This window comes from Rhodococcus sp. IEGM 1318 (genome assembly GCF_033142465.1).
Lineage (GTDB): Bacteria > Actinomycetota > Actinomycetes > Mycobacteriales > Mycobacteriaceae > Rhodococcus_F > Rhodococcus_F qingshengii_B.
In genome coordinates, this window is the sequence record NZ_JAWLSC010000014.1 from 141,436 (window position 1) to 158,061 (window position 16,626).

Below are 16,626 nucleotides of genomic sequence, written 5' to 3' on the forward strand. Positions count from 1 at the left end.
CGCAACGGAGTCAGTGATGCTCAGGAGCGAAAGACATGGCAACACTCCAGACCCCGCCCGCCTACGAGTTGTCGCATCTGCGAGCACTCGAAGCGGAGGCGGTCCACATTTTCCGCGAAGTGGCAGCGACTTTCGAAAAGCCGGTCCTCCTGTTCTCCGGAGGTAAGGATTCCGTCGTGATGCTGCACGTAGCGGCCAAGGCATTCTGGCCTGCACCATTGCCGTTCGCCGTGATGCACGTCGACACCGGTCACAACTTCGACGAGGTGATCGAGTTCCGTGACCACACGGTCGATCGCTTCAGCCTGCGAATTGTCGTCTCCAGCGTGCAGGACGACATCGACGCCGGACGCGTCATCGAGGACACCGGAGTCGGTTCCAGTCGCAATCGCCTGCAGACGCACGCGTTGCTGCGCGGAATTCGCGACAACAAGTTCGACGCAGTGTTCGGTGGTGCTCGCCGCGACGAAGAGAAAGCGCGAGCCAAGGAACGGGTGTTCAGCTTCCGGGACGAGTTCGGGCAGTGGGATCCCAAGGTGCAGCGGCCTGAACTGTGGAACCTGTACAACGGCAAACACCGTAAGGGCGAACACATTCGGATCTTCCCGCTCTCCAATTGGACAGAGCTCGACATCTGGCAGTACATCGAGAGCGAGCAGATCGACCTTCCCGGCATCTACTACGCCCATCGGCGTGAGGTGGTTCCGCGCGACGGAATGCTGTTGGCACGCACCCGCTTCCTCGAGCTCCGCGCGGGTGAGGAGTCTTACGAGGCGTTGGTGCGCTTCCGTACGGTCGGCGACGCAACGTGCACCGGATGCGTCGAATCGTCGGCCGAAACCCCGGCTGCCGTCGTGGAAGAAGTTGCTGCGAGCCGTATTACCGAGCGTGGCGCAACCAGAGCTGATGACCGAATTTCCGAAGCAGGCATGGAAGATCGTAAGAAAGAGGGGTACTTCTGATGCCGCAACTCCTGAGAGTCGCTACGGCGGGCAGCGTCGACGACGGTAAATCCACACTCATCGGCCGGTTGCTCTACGACTCCAAGTCGATCTTCGAGGACCAACTCGAGGCCGTGGAGCGGAGCAGTCGAGAACGCGGCGACGAGTATGCCAACCTTGCGCTCCTGACCGACGGTTTGCGCGCCGAGCGTGAACAAGGCATCACGATCGACGTGGCGCATCGGTATTTCGCGACCCCTCACCGCAAGTTCATCATCGCGGACACTCCCGGGCACGAGCAGTACACCCGCAACATGGTGACCGGCGCTTCGACGGCAGATCTCGCACTGATCCTGGTGGATGCACGCAAAGGAGTGCTCGAACAGACGCGGCGCCATGCGTTCTTGTCGACTCTCCTGGGAATTCCCCACCTCGTGTTGTGTGTGAACAAGATGGACTTGGTGGGCTGGTCTCAGGAACGATTCGAGGAGATCAAAGAAGAATTCCGGCAGTTCGCGATCAAGTTGGACGTCCACGATCTGACGTTCATTCCGGTCTCGGCGTTGTTGGGAGACAACATCGTTGCCCGGACCGAGAACATGTCGTGGTACGACGGACCGTCGCTGTTGCACCATCTGGAGCAGGTGCACATTGCGTCGGATCGCAACTTGATCGATGCTCGGTTCCCGGTGCAGTACGTGATCCGTCCGCAGAAGCAGACCGACGCCGACCTTCACGATTTCCGTGGTTACGCCGGAACTGTGGCCAGCGGTGTCTTCAAGCCGGGCGACGAAATCGTTGCATTACCTTCGGGATTCACATCGACGGTGAAGGCTGTCCACGGGCCGGGCGGCGACGTGATCGACGAGGCGTTTGCGCCCGCGGCCGTGTGCATCGAGCTGACCGACGATCTCGACGTCAGCCGTGGGGACCAATTGTGTCGACTCAACAACCGGCCGCAAGTCGGGCAGGAAATCGATGCGATGGTCTGTTGGCTGACCGAACAGACCACGCTGTCGGAGAACAATCGCTACTCGTTGTTGCACACCACGCGCTCCACGAAGGCGCAGATCGTCAAGCTCGACTATCGGCTGGACGTCAATTCTCTGCACCGCGACGAGAAGGCAGAATCTCTGTCCCTCAACGAGATCGGTCGCATCTCGATCAAGACGCAGCAGCCGTTGATGTTCGATCCCTACCGCCGCAACCGCGTGACGGGCAGCTTCATTCTCGTGGACGAGACCACGGGCAATACCGTCGCAGCCGGAATGATCAACGGTCCGACGCTCAAGGAGTCGCGCGTCGTCTGGCACAGTTCGGAGGTCTCTCGCGAGGAGCGTGCGACCACCGGTGGGACTGTGTGGCTCACCGGACTCTCGGCCTCGGGTAAGTCGACGATCGCGGTGGAACTCGAGCGCCGTTTGGTGGCCGCGGGTATCCCGGCGTACCGCCTCGACGGTGACAACCTCCGGCATGGCCTGAATGCGGATCTCGGGTTCAGTGCCGAGGACCGAGCGGAAAACGTTCGCAGAGTCGGCGCCGTGGCGCAGTTGTTCGCTGATTCAGGTGCAGTGGCAGTGGCTTGCCTGATCAGTCCGTACCGCGAGGATCGCGATCGAGTTCGGGCGGCCCACGAGGCTGCTGGACTGAAGTTCGTCGAGGTCTATGTCGACACCCCGATCGAACAATGTGAAGCCCGAGACCCCAAGGGTATGTACGCCAAGGCCAGGGCCGGGGAAATCACGGGCTTCACCGGGGTCGACGATCCCTACGAAGCTCCGACAAGTCCCGAACTGGTGATTCGGCCCGAAGACGGAACGCCTACCGAACTTGCACTGCGCATTATGGAAGTGTTGGACCGGTGAGCGAACCCACACACAGCCGAATCGCCGACGAGGCGCTGGCAGCGGAATTGGCGCAGGCCGCCGGCGCGATCCTCCTGGGGATCCGAGCCGAGGGCCTGGGCGTCGACGACGGTCGTGAGCTGGGCCGACGAGGCGACAAGGCTGCCGATTCCTACATCCTCGACAGGTTGGCCGCCGAGCGGCCGGAGGATTCCGTGCTCTCGGAAGAGTCGGCCGATGATCGCAATCGTCTGGAGGCATCCCGGGTCTGGATCATCGACCCGCTGGACGGCTCCAAGGAATACGGCTTGCCTGATCATGCGGATTGGGCAGTGCACGTGGCGCTTTGGGAACGCGGCAGTGGAATTACCGCAGCCGCGGTGTCGCAGCCGGCGCTCGGAGCGGTGTACTCCAGTGGCGACGAGGCAGTCTCGGTTGCTGCCAACTCGCGGCTCCGAGTAGTCGTCAGTGGCTCGCGACCGCCCGCATTCACCGAAGCCGTGGCAGCTGAACTCGGCGCAGACGTCGTGCACATGGGATCGGCCGGCGCCAAGGCGATGGCGGTGGTGCGCGGAGAGGTCGACGCCTACCTGCACGCCGGTGGGCAGTGGGAATGGGATTCGGCGGCACCGGTCGGAGTTGCGCAGGCGGCGGGACTGCATTGCAGCCGCATCGACGGTTCGCCGTTGCTCTACAACGAATCTCATCCCTATCTGCCGGACCTCGTGATCTGCCGACCAGAATTGGCTGAGTCGATCCTGAGCGCAATTGCCAAGCACTCCACGGAGTCTGCGGTCAGCGGGCGCGTCGCCATGGCGCGTGAATACGTCAATGCCTTGCTCACTCACGACGCAACGAAGGTTCGTTTTGCCGCTGACGCCTGGCGGGTCGAGAACGGTCAGCGAACCGGTGACACCGGCGCTTTCATCAGCAACGAGCTCGAACAGGGGCAGCAGTATCGCGGAATCGTGGCGATACGTGAACTCGCGCTGCGTGAGTGGGGCGAGAGCGTCGTAGCGCGGTATCTGCTGGACCTCGGAACACCTGGGCAAGCGCCGTCCGTGACGGTCTTCGTCACCGAGTGCTTCGGGATACCGGCAGGCGAGATCGCCAGCGTCATGGCAATTATCGAACCACATGAATCCGATGCGAAAGAGGCTGGCACACAATGACACCGGACAAGCTGATCACCGAATTCTGTGCGCTCTGGGCAAACGCGGACGTCGCGAAGATCGTCGAGTACTTCACCGATGACATCGTCTACCACAACATTCCGATGGAACCCGTGGTCGGGCGCGAGGCCGTCCGAGCGTTCATCGAGCAGTTTGTCGGTGCCTTCGGAAACATCGACTTTCAGATCAAGCGTCAGGTCGCGGACGGCAGCGTGGTGATGAACGAACGCGTCGACGTCTTCACCATCAACGGCGCCGAGGTAGCGCTCCCGGTGATGGGGGTATTCGAAGTCGCGGACGGAAAGATCAGCGCCTGGCGCGACTATTTCGACATGGCGCCGATCAACGCGGCAGCCGGCCAGGGCTGATCGGGGCGGCTACTCCGCGATGACGGCGTGCGGGTAGTCCGCCGAGCGGTGCTGGAAACGTGTGATGGCGGGATTCACGATGACGCCGTCACGGATTTCGATGGCCCGATCGACGGTCTCGTCTGCCTTCCAGGCCGTCTCGCCCGCCATCACGGTGGGTAGGTAGGGGAGAAGAGACTCGCTGATTTCCCACGATGCCGAGTTCCACAGGTATGACGGACTGTGGTCGACACCGTAGTAGGTGATGTTGTCACCGACGATGAAGGTCGGCTCGGCAAACGACGTGGGGCGAGCCCAACTGAAGCCCATTCCTTCGTCGCACGATACGTCGACGATGAGGCTGCCGGGTTGGAAGTCCATGAGGTCTTCCTCGGTCAGGAACGTCAGTGGGGCGTCCGTGTTCTGCAGTACGCAGTTGACGACGATGTCGTGCTCGGCCAAGAAACCGGGCACCGGCACGCTGTGGTTGTCGAGCATGACGTGGCTGCCACGGACGTCACCGTTGTTATTGTCGAACGAGACCATTCGCGCGGAGTGGATGGGGGAGCTGACGGCGGTAACTCCACGCTGGGTGAGGACGTCCACTTCGTGGATACCGTGAGCCTTGAGTGCTGTGACAGCACCGCGTGCAGTGGCACCGAAACCGATCACGGCAGCAGTGAGACGGCGGCCGTAGTCTCCGGTGGAACCGATCAACTGCAGGGCGTGCAGTACCGAGCAATAGCCGGCCAACTCGTTGTTCTTGTGGAACACATGCAGATTGAACGATCCGTCGCTGTGCCAGAAGTTCATGGCTTCGAAGGCGATGAGGGTCAGTTTCTTGTCGATCGCGATCTGTGTCAGCTCGGTGTCCTGGACACAGTGCGGCCAGCCCCAGAGAACTTGACCTGATCGGAGTTCGGCGAGGTCACGCACCAACGGCTTCGGTAGCAGAACCACATCGGTTTCCGCCAAAATTTGCTTGCGCGTGCGGATTCCGGCCACCAGGCGCGAGAGGTAGTCGTCGGAGTAACCGAAGGGGTGGCCGTAGCCTTCTTCGAGGTAGATCCGAGAACGTAATTCGGCATCGATGCGATCGAAATGCGCAGGATGGATCGGCAACCGGCGTTCTGCCGGTTTGCTCGACTGTCCGATGACTCCAAGGGTGCGTGCGTTGTTCAATTGTGTATCTCTCGATAGGAGCAGGTAGAGATGTCAGGCAGGCGCCTGAGGGACTAGCAGAAGCCGCAGAAACGCTGGCAGATTGCCTCGGCCAGGATCGCGTGAAAGCGTGCCGGCTGCGCTGCTGTCGATCGCCGACGGCAACAGAAAGGCGCGTCGGTATGTGCTCAGTCTAGTCCGGAACGGTCCGTGCCCGGTGGCCGGGCGCGGTACGGTGCTCCTCCGCCGTACGGCTATTGCTCGCGCAGGCGTGAATCCAGTACGGCCAGTTGGATTTTGCTGGCGTCCGCGTGTACCTGACGTCCTTTGTCGGTGACGTCGACGAACACCCCGCGCCGGTCGGCTTCGCACAGTGCTCGCTGAACCAGTCCGGCCTTCTCGAGACGGGCCACGCTACGGGAGAGCGCGCTGGGACTCAGGTACATCTCCGAGGCAAGCTCCTGCATGCGTGGACGTTCGCACGAGGCGTCCATGAGCCGGTCGAGAGCCTCGAAGTCGCTCATGCTCAGCCCATGCGCCGACTGCATCTGGCGATCGAGTTCGCACGCGATGTCGTTGTAGCTGGTCGACAGCGAGCGCCAGGTGTTGCGCAATTCGGATTCCGACGTCACGACTGCATTCTAGTTGAAGACTCGATTACGTGCAATTGCATTAAATGCTTGTGCATTATGTGCATGTGCATCTATTCTCGCTGACGTGACTTGCACAGACTCGACACTCAAACCATTCGATTCGCCGGAAACCCCGGGTTCTACGGAATCCACGGACCCGGCCACAGGGGAGGGCTGGTCCCTCAAGCTGTGGGGCATCCTCGCGGTGCTCTGCCTCGTGTTGTTCCTCGACGGTCTCGATGTGTCGATGGTGGGCGTCGCTCTACCGTCCATCGGCAATGAACTGGGCCTGTCCACTACTTCGCTGCAGTGGATCATCAACGGCTACGTCCTCGGATTCGGCGGCCTGTTGCTACTCGGTGGACGTACCGCCGACCTTCTCGGGCGCAGGAAGGTCTTCCTGATCGCGCTGACCGTGTTCGCAATCGCCTCGCTGGTCGGTGGACTTGTCGACAACGGAACACTGCTGATCGCATCACGATTCGTCAAGGGACTCGCTGCGGCCTTCACTGCGCCGACCGCAATGTCCATCCTCACCACGACTTTCAAGGAGGGGCCGGCCCGTAACCGTGCGCTGTCGGTGTTCTCGGTGTTCGGCGCTAGCGGCTACTCGTCCGGCTTGATCCTCGGCGGGCTGTTGACCAGTGCCGGTTGGCGATTCACGTTCCTGATGCCGGTTCCGTTTGCCGTCATCGCACTGATCGGTGGGTACTTCCTCATTCCGCGGGACCGTCCCGCAGATACCGGGGGACACGACCTCGTCGGCGCCGTCACCCTGGTGACGGGAATGCTTCTCACGGTGTACACGATGGTTTCGGCTCCGACCCGTGGATGGGCACACCCGACGACGCTGGGTTCGTTCGCCGTCGCCGCCGTGCTTCTGGCGACGTTCTTCTTCGTGGAGAAGAAGGTGGCGCATCCGCTTGTGCGACTTGGGCTTCTGCGCGTCGGCACCATCGTTCGTGCGAATCTGGCCATCATCGCGCTCTTCGGTTCCTACCTGAGCTTCCAGTTCATGATGACGATCTTCCTGCAGTCGGCCCTCGGCTGGTCGCCCCTGAAGATGGCGATGGCACTGCTTCCTGCGGGCATCATCGTCGCATTCGGATCGCCGTTCGTCGGGCGGCTGGTCGACCTGTACGGCAGTGCCAAGCTCATCATCGCGGCACTGACGTCGCTCAGCGTCGGGTACCTCTGGTTCCTCTTCGCGGGCAGCGATTCACCGTCGTACGTCGTGGCGATTCTGCCGAGCGTCATCCTGCTCGGACTCGGATTTGCGCTGGGGTACACCTCGATCATGGCCCAGGCCACCTCGGGTGTCGACGACTCGGAGCAGGGTTTGGCGTCCGGGCTGGTGAACACCTCCGCTCAGGTCGGTGCGGCGCTCGTGCTCGCTCTGACCACTGCCCTCGTAACCGCTGGATCGCACACCGCGTCCGGCGCCGGTACCGCCGGATTCGAGCAGTTCCATCCCGGACTGATCCTGGTCACCGGGGTCGCGTTGGTGGGCTTGGCGATCACGGTCTCGCCGCTGCTACGTGGGAGGTCGCTGCGGGGAAGCTCCGCGCGTGAAAGTCGCTCTGAGGAAGAAATGGAATTGGCCGAGGTCAACTGAATACTCGCTTCATCCGCGAATGCGCTCGGCCGCGTAGGAGACAATCCTGCGCGGCCGAGTTGCTGTGTCTGAACTATCGTGTGGCAGATTTCAGGGCAGCGTCTTTCAGAGCTACGTCGAAGCTTGTCGACGTAGCTTGCGAACCGAGAATCAGCGCCAGCCGCACCAACATGGCTTCGCGGTCGGACGGATCAGCCTGATCGAGTGCGTTCGACAGTGTCAGCCAGACGTGTTCGCGGCGGCCCTCGTCGTCGATCACCGCAGTAGTCGCCGACGGTGCCGCATCGAAGCGCGTCGGCGCAGTGCCGGCCGTCAGGTGCTTGGCCACGTCGTTCAATTGCGTGGGATCGCTGATGCGGCAGAGCACCAATCCGTCGGGCCGAATCACGAAGATCTCGCCGACACGAGCACCGAGGGTAGATGCGAGATTGCCTTCGGCATCGGGAATCGTGGAGTCGGTAGTTCCCGTGGTGATCACCCGCATGGTTTCCGGAGCAATCGCCTGAGCAAGAATCTCGGCCTGTGCGGCGAGTTCGGTAACCGACTCAGCCGGCAGTCCGAAAGTCAGTAGGCCGAATCCGGCGCCGCGCAGACTGTTCAACGAGGTTGCCGAACCGTCCGCCGAGACCTGGACGACTCTGTCTTCCAACGGATCCCCGGGTAGTACGCCCTCGGTGCCCGCCGGTGTGGGCCACGTCAGTGGTGAGAGGCGGACGTGTGTGGCACTCGACTGCCGAGGATTGATCAGGTGTGCGAATTCGCCTCGAGTGGTGGCGAGTTCGAGTACGGCGTCGCGGGTGGTTCGGTAGCCGTGACTGCCTGGCGACATGATGAGCGTCGACTTGCCTGCGTTGTCGACGTTCTGCTGCCACGCGCTGCGACGTTCCTTCGAATACGCGTCGAGGATGGCGGTATCGGCAACTCCGTTGATGACGGCGGCCAGTTGCCACACCAAGGTCTCGGCGTCTTCCATGCCGGAGTTGAGGCCGCGAACACCGAAGATCGGAACGAGATGCGCGGCGTCGCCGGCAAAGAGCACACGGCCGTGAGTGAAATCTTCCAGGGCGAGTGCATGGGCGCGGTAGAAGCCGAACCATTCCAGGGTCCAGGGGATGTCACTCTGGAGCCATTCGAGGTGACGCGTGATGCGGTCACGGATGCGATCTTCTTGCGTCTCCGCTTCCGGATCGTCGGACGCATCGAGTTGGTAGTCGATGCGCCAGATTTCCCGTGGTTGGCGGTGCATGATGATCGTGGACCCCGGGTTGCTGGGCGCGTCGAACCACACCAGACGCTCGGCCGGAAGTTTCGATTTCCAATGAATGTCGGCAATGACATAGTTGCCTTCGTAGCTTTTGCCCTGCAAGCGGATTCCGCTGAGTTCGCGCATCTTGCTGCGTCCACCGTCGGCAGCCACGACCCACGCCGCGCGCAGTTCGCGGGTTCCGAACGCGGTGTCGACGGTCAGTGTCACCTCGTCGTCACCGCCGGAGATGCCGGCGATCGACGACGACCAGTGGAAGTTCACCAGTGGGTGAGCGAGCAACTTGTCGGTCATGATCTGCTCGAACTCGGATTGCGAGACGTTGACCATGGGTCCGCGCGCGTCGTGCTCGGCGGATGCCATCCGGAACTGCAGTACTTCCTGATCGCGGTAGTAACTCCGACCACCCACCCACGGCAGAACGATGTCTTCGAGCTCGGCACCGAAACCCAGGCGTTCGGCAACTTCGAGGCTGTGCCGTGACACGCAGATCGCGCGACTGCCGAAGGAGACCTGATCGGCCGCTTCGAGAATCGTGACGGCAATGCCGCGCTGCGCCAAGCCCATGGCTACGCCCATGCCGACTGGGCCGGCTCCGACGATCACGACGGGAAGTGCGTCGGCCGAAGGCGCCAGGGAAGCGAAGTCCTCGGGTGGGTGCTTTTTCGGATGAAAGTAGGTCGACATGGTCACGAGGCTTTCTGTGCGGCAGTGTTTTTCGGGATCAGGTGAGGTTCCGGGAGTAGCAGGATGGAAACCAAGCTGATCACGGCAATGATCACGAAGTAGACGGTGATGGCGAACGAGGTGTCGAAGGCGGCGTAGAGCGCGGTGGCGATCATCGGGGCCAGACCGCCGCCGAGGATTGCGCCGATCTGGTATCCGAGTGACGCTCCGCTGTAGCGGATGTGTGCGGGGAACAATTCGGCGAACAGTGCCGCTTGTGGGCCGGCGCAGCAGCCGAGCGTGAAGCCGAGGGCGATCATCGATACGAGCATCACCGGGACGATCGCTGTGTCGATCAGCGGAAAGAACACCGCTGCCGCCACTACCAGGGTGATCGAACTGCGGATGTAGACGGTCCGGCGTCCGAGAGTGTCCGACTTGTGAGCGCTGAAAGCCATTCCCGCCATCCAGAACGGGCAGGATGCGATGAGGAGGAAGAGCATCGTGGTTTTGCTGAAGCCGAGTTCGGTCTCGCCGTATTTGAGGACGTAGACCATGTACGCGTACGCAATTCCGTTGGTGGCGATGAAGGTTCCACCGGCGAGGAGCACAGTCTTCCAGTGTCTGGTGAGAACCTCGAGAATCGGCATGGACTCCGCCGGTGCTTCGGACTTCGAAGCGGTGAACTCGTCACTTTCCTCGAGGCCGAGACGGATCCACATCGCGACGCCCACAAGAACTGCGCTGAGCAGGAACGGGATTCGCCATCCCCAGGAGTTGAATGCATCGTCGTCCATGAAGGCGGCGAGGGGGAGATAGACGAGATTGGCCACCAGTACGCCTGCGGGAACACCGATTTGTGGTGCGCTGCCGTACAGCCCCTTCTTGCCCTCCGGTGCGTTTTCGGTTGCGACCAGAACTGCGCCGCCCCACTCGCCGCCGACACCGAGTCCCTGAACGAATCGCAAGGTCACCAGGAGTATGGGGGCAAAGACGCCGATGGCGGCGTAGTTGGGTAGCAGGCCGATGGCAACGGTGGCGCAGCCCATCAGCATCAACGAGGTGACCAACATGGATTTGCGTCCGATGCGGTCGCCGAAGTGGCCCATCACGATTCCGCCGATGGGTCGCGCGACGAATCCGACGGCGAGGGTGGCGAAGGCGGCCAGGGTGCCGGCCAGATCGGACGTGCCGGGGAAGAACTGCTTGCCGAGCACGAGCGCGGCGGCGGTGCCGTAGATGAAGAAGTCGTACCACTCGATGGCGGTGCCGACAAAGCTGCCGAGGGCGGCCTTGCGCGCCTTGACCGTCGCGGCGGTGCGCGTAGCGGTCGGTGAGGCGATGGAGGTCATGAAGTGCCTTTCGAGATGAATGTGGCTTGAAGAAACAATGACGTGCGCCACAACAATTGAAAAGCGAAAGAATTGGAGGTTCTTGCACGGAAAATACGTGGAACCAGCTCCACTGCCTGGTAGTGGGACTAGTGGGCAGGTTCCGAGGGTGAAACGAATTCTATGAAAGCGCGTGCGACGCGGCTGAGGCGAGTGTTCTGGTGCCACGCGAGAACGACGTGCACCGACGGCACGACAGGGGAAGCGATGGTCTTGACGACTACCTCGAGCCCCTCGTACGTGACGTCCATCTTGGGGCGCTGGAGTAACAGCGTCCAGCCGAGTCCGCGCCCGACAAATGCCCGCGCCGTCTCGAAGTTCGCGGTTCTGTATGCAACCTTCGGGATGAATCCGCCTGCGCGGCAGACGTCGAGCGCGTGTTTGGTGCTCGGCGGCGCGTCGAGGAGAACCATCGGGTGTTCCGCGAGGTCCGGAAGATGAATCGGTCGCTCGGACCGCGCGAGTAGGTGTTCGGCACCGAGGACGATCAAGGGTTCGCGGATGGCCAACGGAACTGTGCGCAATTGTGGCGAGAGATCCAGGTCGTACGCGATCGCGAGGTCCAACTCGCCGTTCTCGAGATGTGTCTGGAGTCGATTCTGAGTGTCCTCGCGGAACTCCACCTGCGCGTCAGGATTCTTACGGGTGAACCCGGCGATCATCGACGGCAATACCGTCGGCCCCAGCGCGGGATAACAACCGATCGCGATGGGCCCCGACACGCTTCCGCCGGCTCCGAGCGCATCGGATTCGAGCTCCCCGGCTTGCTGAAGTAGCGCCCGGGCGCGCACCAGAACGGATTCGCCGGTGCGGGTCAGTTGAATACCGAATGAGCGACGGCGAACGCACAGTTGAACTTTGAGCGCGCGTTCGAGTTCGGTGAGCGCCGCGGACAGGGCGGAAGGAGATAGGTGCAGGCGCTCGGCCGCGGCGCTGATCGTTCCGGTCTCGGCTATCGCGACAAACGCAGCCAGCTGACGCATCGTGTACGTGGGAGCGGGATCGGCGCGAGGCATGAGATCGACAGTAGTCGGGGAGAAGACTCTGGATCTGTTGGTATGGCACCGTAACGAGGTCGAAAATCTGTCGCCGACCTGCGTTTTCGTGGTGCCCCCGGCAGGATTCGAACCTGCGACCTTTCGCTCCGGAGGCGAACGCTCTATCCCCTGAGCTACGGGGGCGCACCGAATATTCGGTGTGCCGATTGGGCTGCGTTAGCGTAGCGCATCACGGGGGGACAAGACCAAACCGGTCCCCGTCTCGGCATGGCGTCCTCGCTCCAGGTGGTCGAGTACTCGGCCGAGGACCATGGTCGTCGAATCATCTGTACCGACTGACTCGGATGCTTTTTACGCCTAGGCTCGGCTCTGAGCACAGGCTCGGGCGGACTGCTCGGGCACCCTCGTGAGGTACGGGAGTCGTTGATGACCGATCACCACTATTCCGAAGACCAACTCGCGCTCGACCTGAAGTGGTGGGCAGCGGCCAATTACCTGACCGTTGCGCAGATTTATCTGAAGGACAACACGCTTCTGCGTGAACCGTTGCGTGCCGAGCACATCAAGCCTCGATTGCTCGGGCACTGGGGGACCAGCCCCGGCCTGTCGATGATCTACACGCTCCTCAATCGGCACATCGTCGCCACCGAAGCGGACTGGCTGTACGTCACCGGTCCGGGTCACGGGGGACCGGCGCTGGTCGCCTCGACGTATCTCGAGGGAACGTATTCGGAGATCTATCCGGAAGTCTCGGACGACGCCGAGGGCATTCACCGGATGTGTCTGCGATTCTCGGCTCCGGGCGGGGTGCCCAGCCACGTGAGTGTGCAGACACCCGGAAGTATTCACGAAGGCGGCGAACTCGGCTACGCCCTTGCCCATGCGGCCGGCGCGGCCTTCGATCATCCGAACCTAGTGGTGGCCTGTGTGATCGGCGACGGCGAAGCGGAGACCGGGCCGTTGTCGGGCTCGTGGAAGCTCCCGGCGTTCCTGAATCCACGACGCGACGGCGCGGTGCTGCCGATCCTGCACGTGAACGGTGCCAAGATCGCGGGACCGACGGTGTACGGACGCAGCAGCGACGAAGACATCCAGGCCTATCTCGGTGGCCAGGGGTGGGCGCCGATCGTCGTCTCCGGTGACGACCCCGACGTGGTGTTTCCTCAGCTGTATCAAGCGATCTCGCAGGCGCACGAGAAGATCCGCGAGATGCAGGGTGCCGCACGCCGCGGAGAGGAGTGGACGGGTTCGTGGCCGGCAATCGTCTTGCGGACGCCGAAGGGATGGACCGGTCCACACACCGTCGACGGAATCTTGGTCGAGGGCACACATCGTGCGCACCAGGTGCCGTTGTCCGGCGTGCGAACCAACGAATCACATCTGCGGCAACTCGAGGAGTGGATGCGGTCGTACCGTCCGGACGAGTTGTTCGACGCCAACGGATCACTGGTTGCGGAACTGGCGGCGCTCTCGCCGGCGGGGGACAAGCGTATGGGGAGCACTCCCTACGCGAACGGTGGACGACTTCGTGTCGATCTCCCGATGCCGCCGCTCGAAAAGTACGCGCTTCCCATCCAATCCCCGGGTTCGACCTTCCACGAGACGACGCGAGTGCTCGGTGAGCTTCTGCGCGACATCTACGCCGCGACCGAAACTGAAGACAGCGGCGGGATCTTCCGACTCTTCTGTCCGGACGAGACGTCGAGCAATCGCCTCGGCGCCGTGTTCGAGACAACCGATCGCTGCTGGCAACTGCCGATCACCGACTACGACGACGGACTGTCCGCGGATGGTCGCGTCATGGAGGTCCTCAGTGAGCACCTCTGCGAGGGTTGGCTCGAGGGCTATCTGCTGTCTGGCCGACACGGGATGTTCGCGAGCTACGAAGCGTTTGCCATGGTGAGTGTCTCGATGCTCATCCAGCACGCGAAGTGGCTCCAACATTCTGTCGACCTGCCGTGGCGGGCGTCCGTTGCTTCGCTCAACGTGCTGTTGACCAGTACATGCTGGCGCAACGATCACAACGGATTCAGTCATCAGGGCCCCGGCATGATCGACGCCGTTATTCCCTTGGCCCCCAGTGTGATCCGCGTTTGGTTGCCGCCGGACTCCAACACCTTGCTCTCGATCTCGGATCACTGCCTGCGTAGTACCGACCACGTCAACCTGATAGTCGTGGACAAGCAACCGCACCTTCAATACCTCACGCTCGAGCAAGCGCACGAGCACTGTGCGGCGGGCGCTTCGGTCTGGGAATGGGCCGGAACCGAAGCGCGCGGACAGGAACCGGACGTGGTCCTGGCCGCAGCCGGAGACGTACCGACACAGGAGATCCTGGCTGCTGCACAGTTGCTGCGCGATCACACGCCGGAGTTGATCACCCGTGTCGTCAACGTCGTCGACCTGATGGCCCTGCTGACCCCCACCGAGCATCCCCACGGATTCGGGGAGCGGGTCTTCCTCGATTTGTTCACCGCGCAGACCGACGTCGTGTTCGCATTCCACGGATATTCGCGTGCGGTGCACGAACTGATTCACGGGCGTCCGAGTCCCGAGCGCTTCCACGTTCGCGGATTCAGCGAACAGGGAACAACCACAACACCGTTCGACATGGTTGTCCTCAACAAGATGAGCCGCTACCACCTGGTGATCGAGGCGCTACGACGCTCCAAGCGTCGTCCGGCCGGCGCGTCCGAGCTGGCGGAGTTCTGCCGCACCCAGCTCGAAAAGCACTCGCGCTACATCGTCGAGCACCTCGAAGACATGCCGGAGGTAGAAAACTGGACCTGGTCCTGAAATTTCAGGACCAGGCCCAGTTCGGGTCTGAACGTTCTCGGCTCAGTTCAATTCGGTTCTGCTCAGTTCATAGGCAGTGGAACTGCGCCGCGAGCTGCCAACATGTCGGTCATCAGCTTGGACTCGCTCTGCTGCGTGTTGACCATGGTCTGCGCCAGGCTGCGCACCGGACCCTCGGTGGCGTCGGCTGCTGCGTACTCCATCATCGGAAGCCCACCTTCGTGGTGACGAAGCATCAACTGCAGGAACAAGGTGTCGAGTTGCTGTCCTTCCGCTGCGCGGAGAGCGGCAAGGTCCTCGGGGGACGCCATGCCTGGCATGGTGTCGACCGGGCCCGAATGAGCCATGTCCATCGTGCCCGAAGTCTCGTGCGACCCGTGGCCGGAGCCCGAATCGGACGACATCCACTCCATGTACGGGCCCACCTTCGACAACGGCTGATCCCACATGGTCAGCCACGCCTGCATCTGACCGAGCTGGTTCTGCTGCGTGGTCAAGATGTCGAATGCGAGCGTGCGCACGTCGTTGTCGGTGGACTTCGTCAGAGCGATCGACGCCATGTCCACGGCCTGGCTGTGATGCACGCTCATGTCCTGCGCGAATCCGACGTCCACCGAATCCGAAGCCGGAACGGTCAGTGACGACTTCGCGTCGGGTCCGAGGAGGTTGGTAAATGCGCCCAATGCAAAACCGACGGCGATCGCGCCGATCAGACCGATGATCAGCAGTGCGGTGCGCTGACTCGGCTTCGAAGACTGATCGGTCTTCTGTGAACTATCCACCGGCGGGAATCTGCTCGTCGGTGGCCGGGGTAGCGCCCGCACCGTCCATCTGGATGGCGTCGGGGCCCGGAGGTGTCGGATCGAACGGCGACGTAGACGGCGTGAACAGCGGATTGGTGCAGCTCGCGCCGACCTCGGGGTACACGTTCGGATTCTGGTTCAGCGCGGTGATGAACTGATCGATGCGATCGTCGTCGACCTTGTCGATCTCGAGGCGATGGCCCCACGACTGCAGAGAAATGGGGCTGCTCTGGCCGGGGAACGGCGACATCAGCATGTAGGACTTGCCGTTGACGCGTCCGGCAAGGCTGTCGATCTGGTCCTGGTCGACGAGATCAGGGTTGTACGTGATCCAGATGGCACCGTGCTCGAGCGAGTGGACGGCATTCTCGGTGCGGATCGGGTCTGCGTACACGGTTCCGGTGCAGTTCGCCCAGGTGGCGTCGTGCGGGCCACCGAACGGCGGGGTCTGGTCGTACGCGACGCGCTGAGTGGAATCGACGTGCTGGCCCGCCGGGTACTCGATCTTGAGGACACCGTCGATCTTGTCTGACGGATCCTTGTTCTCCGAGCTGTACTTGTACGGCTCGAGGGCCTGCCGCTCCTCGACCTTGGGCCACAGATTGATACCGAGCACGGCGATGAGTGCGAGCACAGCCACACCGGCGCCGATCGACAGCCAGGGGATCTGGCGGGGAGCGGGGACGCCACCCTTGCCCTTCTTGGCCGGCCGACTGTTCTTGTTGGCGGCCTTGATGGCCTTGGCTGATTTGGCCCCGGAGTTCTTGTTGGGACCGCGACTATCGGAACCGCTTGGCATCGATTGGGCTCTTTCGGTGTGTGGGCTTGAGGTGTGGCGCGCCCGCGCATGAAGGTACGCGGTGGTAGCTCGGGCATTACCACTGTACTTTCCGAGTCTGAGGGCAAACTTGGAGAGTGGCGTGCGACACGCCACAGCGGCCTCGACTAGCTTCGCCGCGTGCGAGGCGTGAGGCGAGTCTCCACTTCCGGTGTCCA

General features: G+C 62.3%; 13 protein-coding genes and 1 tRNA gene. 6 read left to right on the forward strand and 8 right to left on the reverse strand.

The window, feature by feature from the left end; genetic code table 11:
* Positions 1 to 35 precede the first annotated feature (35 nt).
* The 4 genes from cysD to R4P65_RS27675 are packed head-to-tail and all read left to right on the forward strand — an operon-like array spanning position 36 to position 4,325.
* On the forward strand, positions 36 to 962 hold the full coding sequence (cysD, locus tag R4P65_RS27660) for a sulfate adenylyltransferase subunit CysD (RefSeq protein ID WP_317828891.1): 927 nt from the start codon (positions 36 to 38) through the stop codon (positions 960 to 962).
* Entirely contained in the window at positions 962 to 2,806 is a 1,845-nt protein-coding gene (gene cysC, locus R4P65_RS27665; RefSeq protein ID WP_317828892.1) for an adenylyl-sulfate kinase, read from the forward strand. Before cysD ends, cysC begins: the two co-directional genes overlap by 1 nt.
* Entirely contained in the window at positions 2,803 to 3,957 is a 1,155-nt protein-coding gene (locus R4P65_RS27670; RefSeq protein ID WP_317828893.1) for a 3'(2'),5'-bisphosphate nucleotidase CysQ, read from the forward strand. Before cysC ends, R4P65_RS27670 begins: the two co-directional genes overlap by 4 nt.
* A complete protein-coding gene (locus R4P65_RS27675) occupies positions 3,954 to 4,325 on the forward strand; it encodes a limonene-1,2-epoxide hydrolase family protein (RefSeq protein ID WP_317828894.1) in 372 nt (123 codons plus the stop codon). The genes R4P65_RS27670 and R4P65_RS27675 overlap by 4 nt, the downstream gene beginning before the upstream one ends.
* A 9-nt stretch (positions 4,326 to 4,334) precedes the next feature.
* Here R4P65_RS27675 and R4P65_RS27680 read toward each other — a convergent pair whose 3' ends face one another.
* Together R4P65_RS27680 and R4P65_RS27685 are read right to left on the reverse strand one after the other, a co-directional pair.
* Positions 4,335 to 5,486: a N(5)-(carboxyethyl)ornithine synthase gene (locus R4P65_RS27680; RefSeq protein ID WP_003941354.1), complete on the reverse strand. Its 1,152-nt coding sequence runs from the start codon at positions 5,484 to 5,486 to the stop codon at positions 4,335 to 4,337.
* A 233-nt stretch (positions 5,487 to 5,719) separates the two neighbouring features.
* Positions 5,720 to 6,097 (reverse strand): MarR family winged helix-turn-helix transcriptional regulator, encoded by a 378-nt coding sequence (locus R4P65_RS27685; protein ID WP_230817046.1) that lies wholly within the window; start codon positions 6,095 to 6,097, stop codon positions 5,720 to 5,722.
* Between the two features lie 85 nt (positions 6,098 to 6,182).
* Here R4P65_RS27685 and R4P65_RS27690 point away from each other — a divergent pair, with 85 nt between their 5' ends.
* Positions 6,183 to 7,712 (forward strand): MFS transporter, encoded by a 1,530-nt coding sequence (locus R4P65_RS27690; protein ID WP_317828895.1) that lies wholly within the window; start codon positions 6,183 to 6,185, stop codon positions 7,710 to 7,712.
* A gap of 73 nt (positions 7,713 to 7,785) precedes the next feature.
* Here R4P65_RS27690 and R4P65_RS27695 read toward each other — a convergent pair whose 3' ends face one another.
* The 4 genes from R4P65_RS27695 to R4P65_RS27710 form a co-directional block, all read right to left on the reverse strand.
* The gene (locus R4P65_RS27695) at positions 7,786 to 9,663 is read right to left on the reverse strand and encodes an FAD-dependent monooxygenase (RefSeq protein WP_317828896.1); all 1,878 of its coding nucleotides are present in this window, start codon (positions 9,661 to 9,663) and stop codon (positions 7,786 to 7,788) included.
* Positions 9,664 to 9,665: 2 nt separating this feature from the next.
* The gene (locus R4P65_RS27700; protein WP_317828897.1) at positions 9,666 to 10,994 is read right to left on the reverse strand and encodes an MFS transporter; all 1,329 of its coding nucleotides are present in this window, start codon (positions 10,992 to 10,994) and stop codon (positions 9,666 to 9,668) included.
* A 128-nt stretch (positions 10,995 to 11,122) separates the two neighbouring features.
* The gene (locus R4P65_RS27705) at positions 11,123 to 12,049 is read right to left on the reverse strand and encodes a LysR substrate-binding domain-containing protein (RefSeq protein ID WP_317828898.1); all 927 of its coding nucleotides are present in this window, start codon (positions 12,047 to 12,049) and stop codon (positions 11,123 to 11,125) included.
* Positions 12,050 to 12,138: 89 nt separating this feature from the next.
* Positions 12,139 to 12,214: transfer RNA gene (locus R4P65_RS27710), tRNA-Arg, on the reverse strand.
* Between the two features lie 243 nt (positions 12,215 to 12,457).
* On the opposite strand from R4P65_RS27710, the gene R4P65_RS27715 reads away from it, so the two are divergent.
* Positions 12,458 to 14,827: a phosphoketolase family protein gene (locus R4P65_RS27715; protein WP_317828899.1), complete on the forward strand. Its 2,370-nt coding sequence runs from the start codon at positions 12,458 to 12,460 to the stop codon at positions 14,825 to 14,827.
* A 62-nt stretch (positions 14,828 to 14,889) separates the two neighbouring features.
* On the opposite strand, the gene R4P65_RS27720 is transcribed toward R4P65_RS27715, so the two are convergent.
* Positions 14,890 to 15,609, reverse strand: a complete 720-nt coding sequence (locus R4P65_RS27720; RefSeq protein WP_317828900.1) for a DUF305 domain-containing protein — start codon at positions 15,607 to 15,609, stop codon at positions 14,890 to 14,892.
* Positions 15,602 to 16,429 (reverse strand): DUF3105 domain-containing protein, encoded by an 828-nt coding sequence (locus R4P65_RS27725; protein WP_230817053.1) that lies wholly within the window; start codon positions 16,427 to 16,429, stop codon positions 15,602 to 15,604. Before R4P65_RS27725 ends, R4P65_RS27720 begins: the two co-directional genes overlap by 8 nt.
* Positions 16,430 to 16,626: the final 197 nt, after the last annotated feature.

Excerpts from the sequence above, each read along its gene's own strand:
- cysD (WP_317828891.1), top strand. The coding sequence starts at position 36 with ATGGCAACACTCCAGACCCCGCCCGCCTACGAGTTGTCGCATCTGCGA.
- cysC (WP_317828892.1), top strand. The coding sequence starts at position 962 with ATGCCGCAACTCCTGAGAGTCGCTACGGCGGGCAGCGTCGACGACGGT.
- R4P65_RS27675 (WP_317828894.1), top strand. The coding sequence starts at position 3,954 with ATGACACCGGACAAGCTGATCACCGAATTCTGTGCGCTCTGGGCAAAC.
- R4P65_RS27695 (WP_317828896.1), bottom strand. The coding sequence starts at position 9,663 with ATGTCGACCTACTTTCATCCGAAAAAGCACCCACCCGAGGACTTCGCT.
- R4P65_RS27700 (WP_317828897.1), bottom strand. The coding sequence starts at position 10,994 with ATGACCTCCATCGCCTCACCGACCGCTACGCGCACCGCCGCGACGGTC.
- R4P65_RS27705 (WP_317828898.1), bottom strand. The coding sequence starts at position 12,049 with ATGCCTCGCGCCGATCCCGCTCCCACGTACACGATGCGTCAGCTGGCT.
- R4P65_RS27715 (WP_317828899.1), top strand. The coding sequence starts at position 12,458 with ATGACCGATCACCACTATTCCGAAGACCAACTCGCGCTCGACCTGAAG.
- R4P65_RS27725 (WP_230817053.1), bottom strand. The coding sequence starts at position 16,429 with ATGCCAAGCGGTTCCGATAGTCGCGGTCCCAACAAGAACTCCGGGGCC.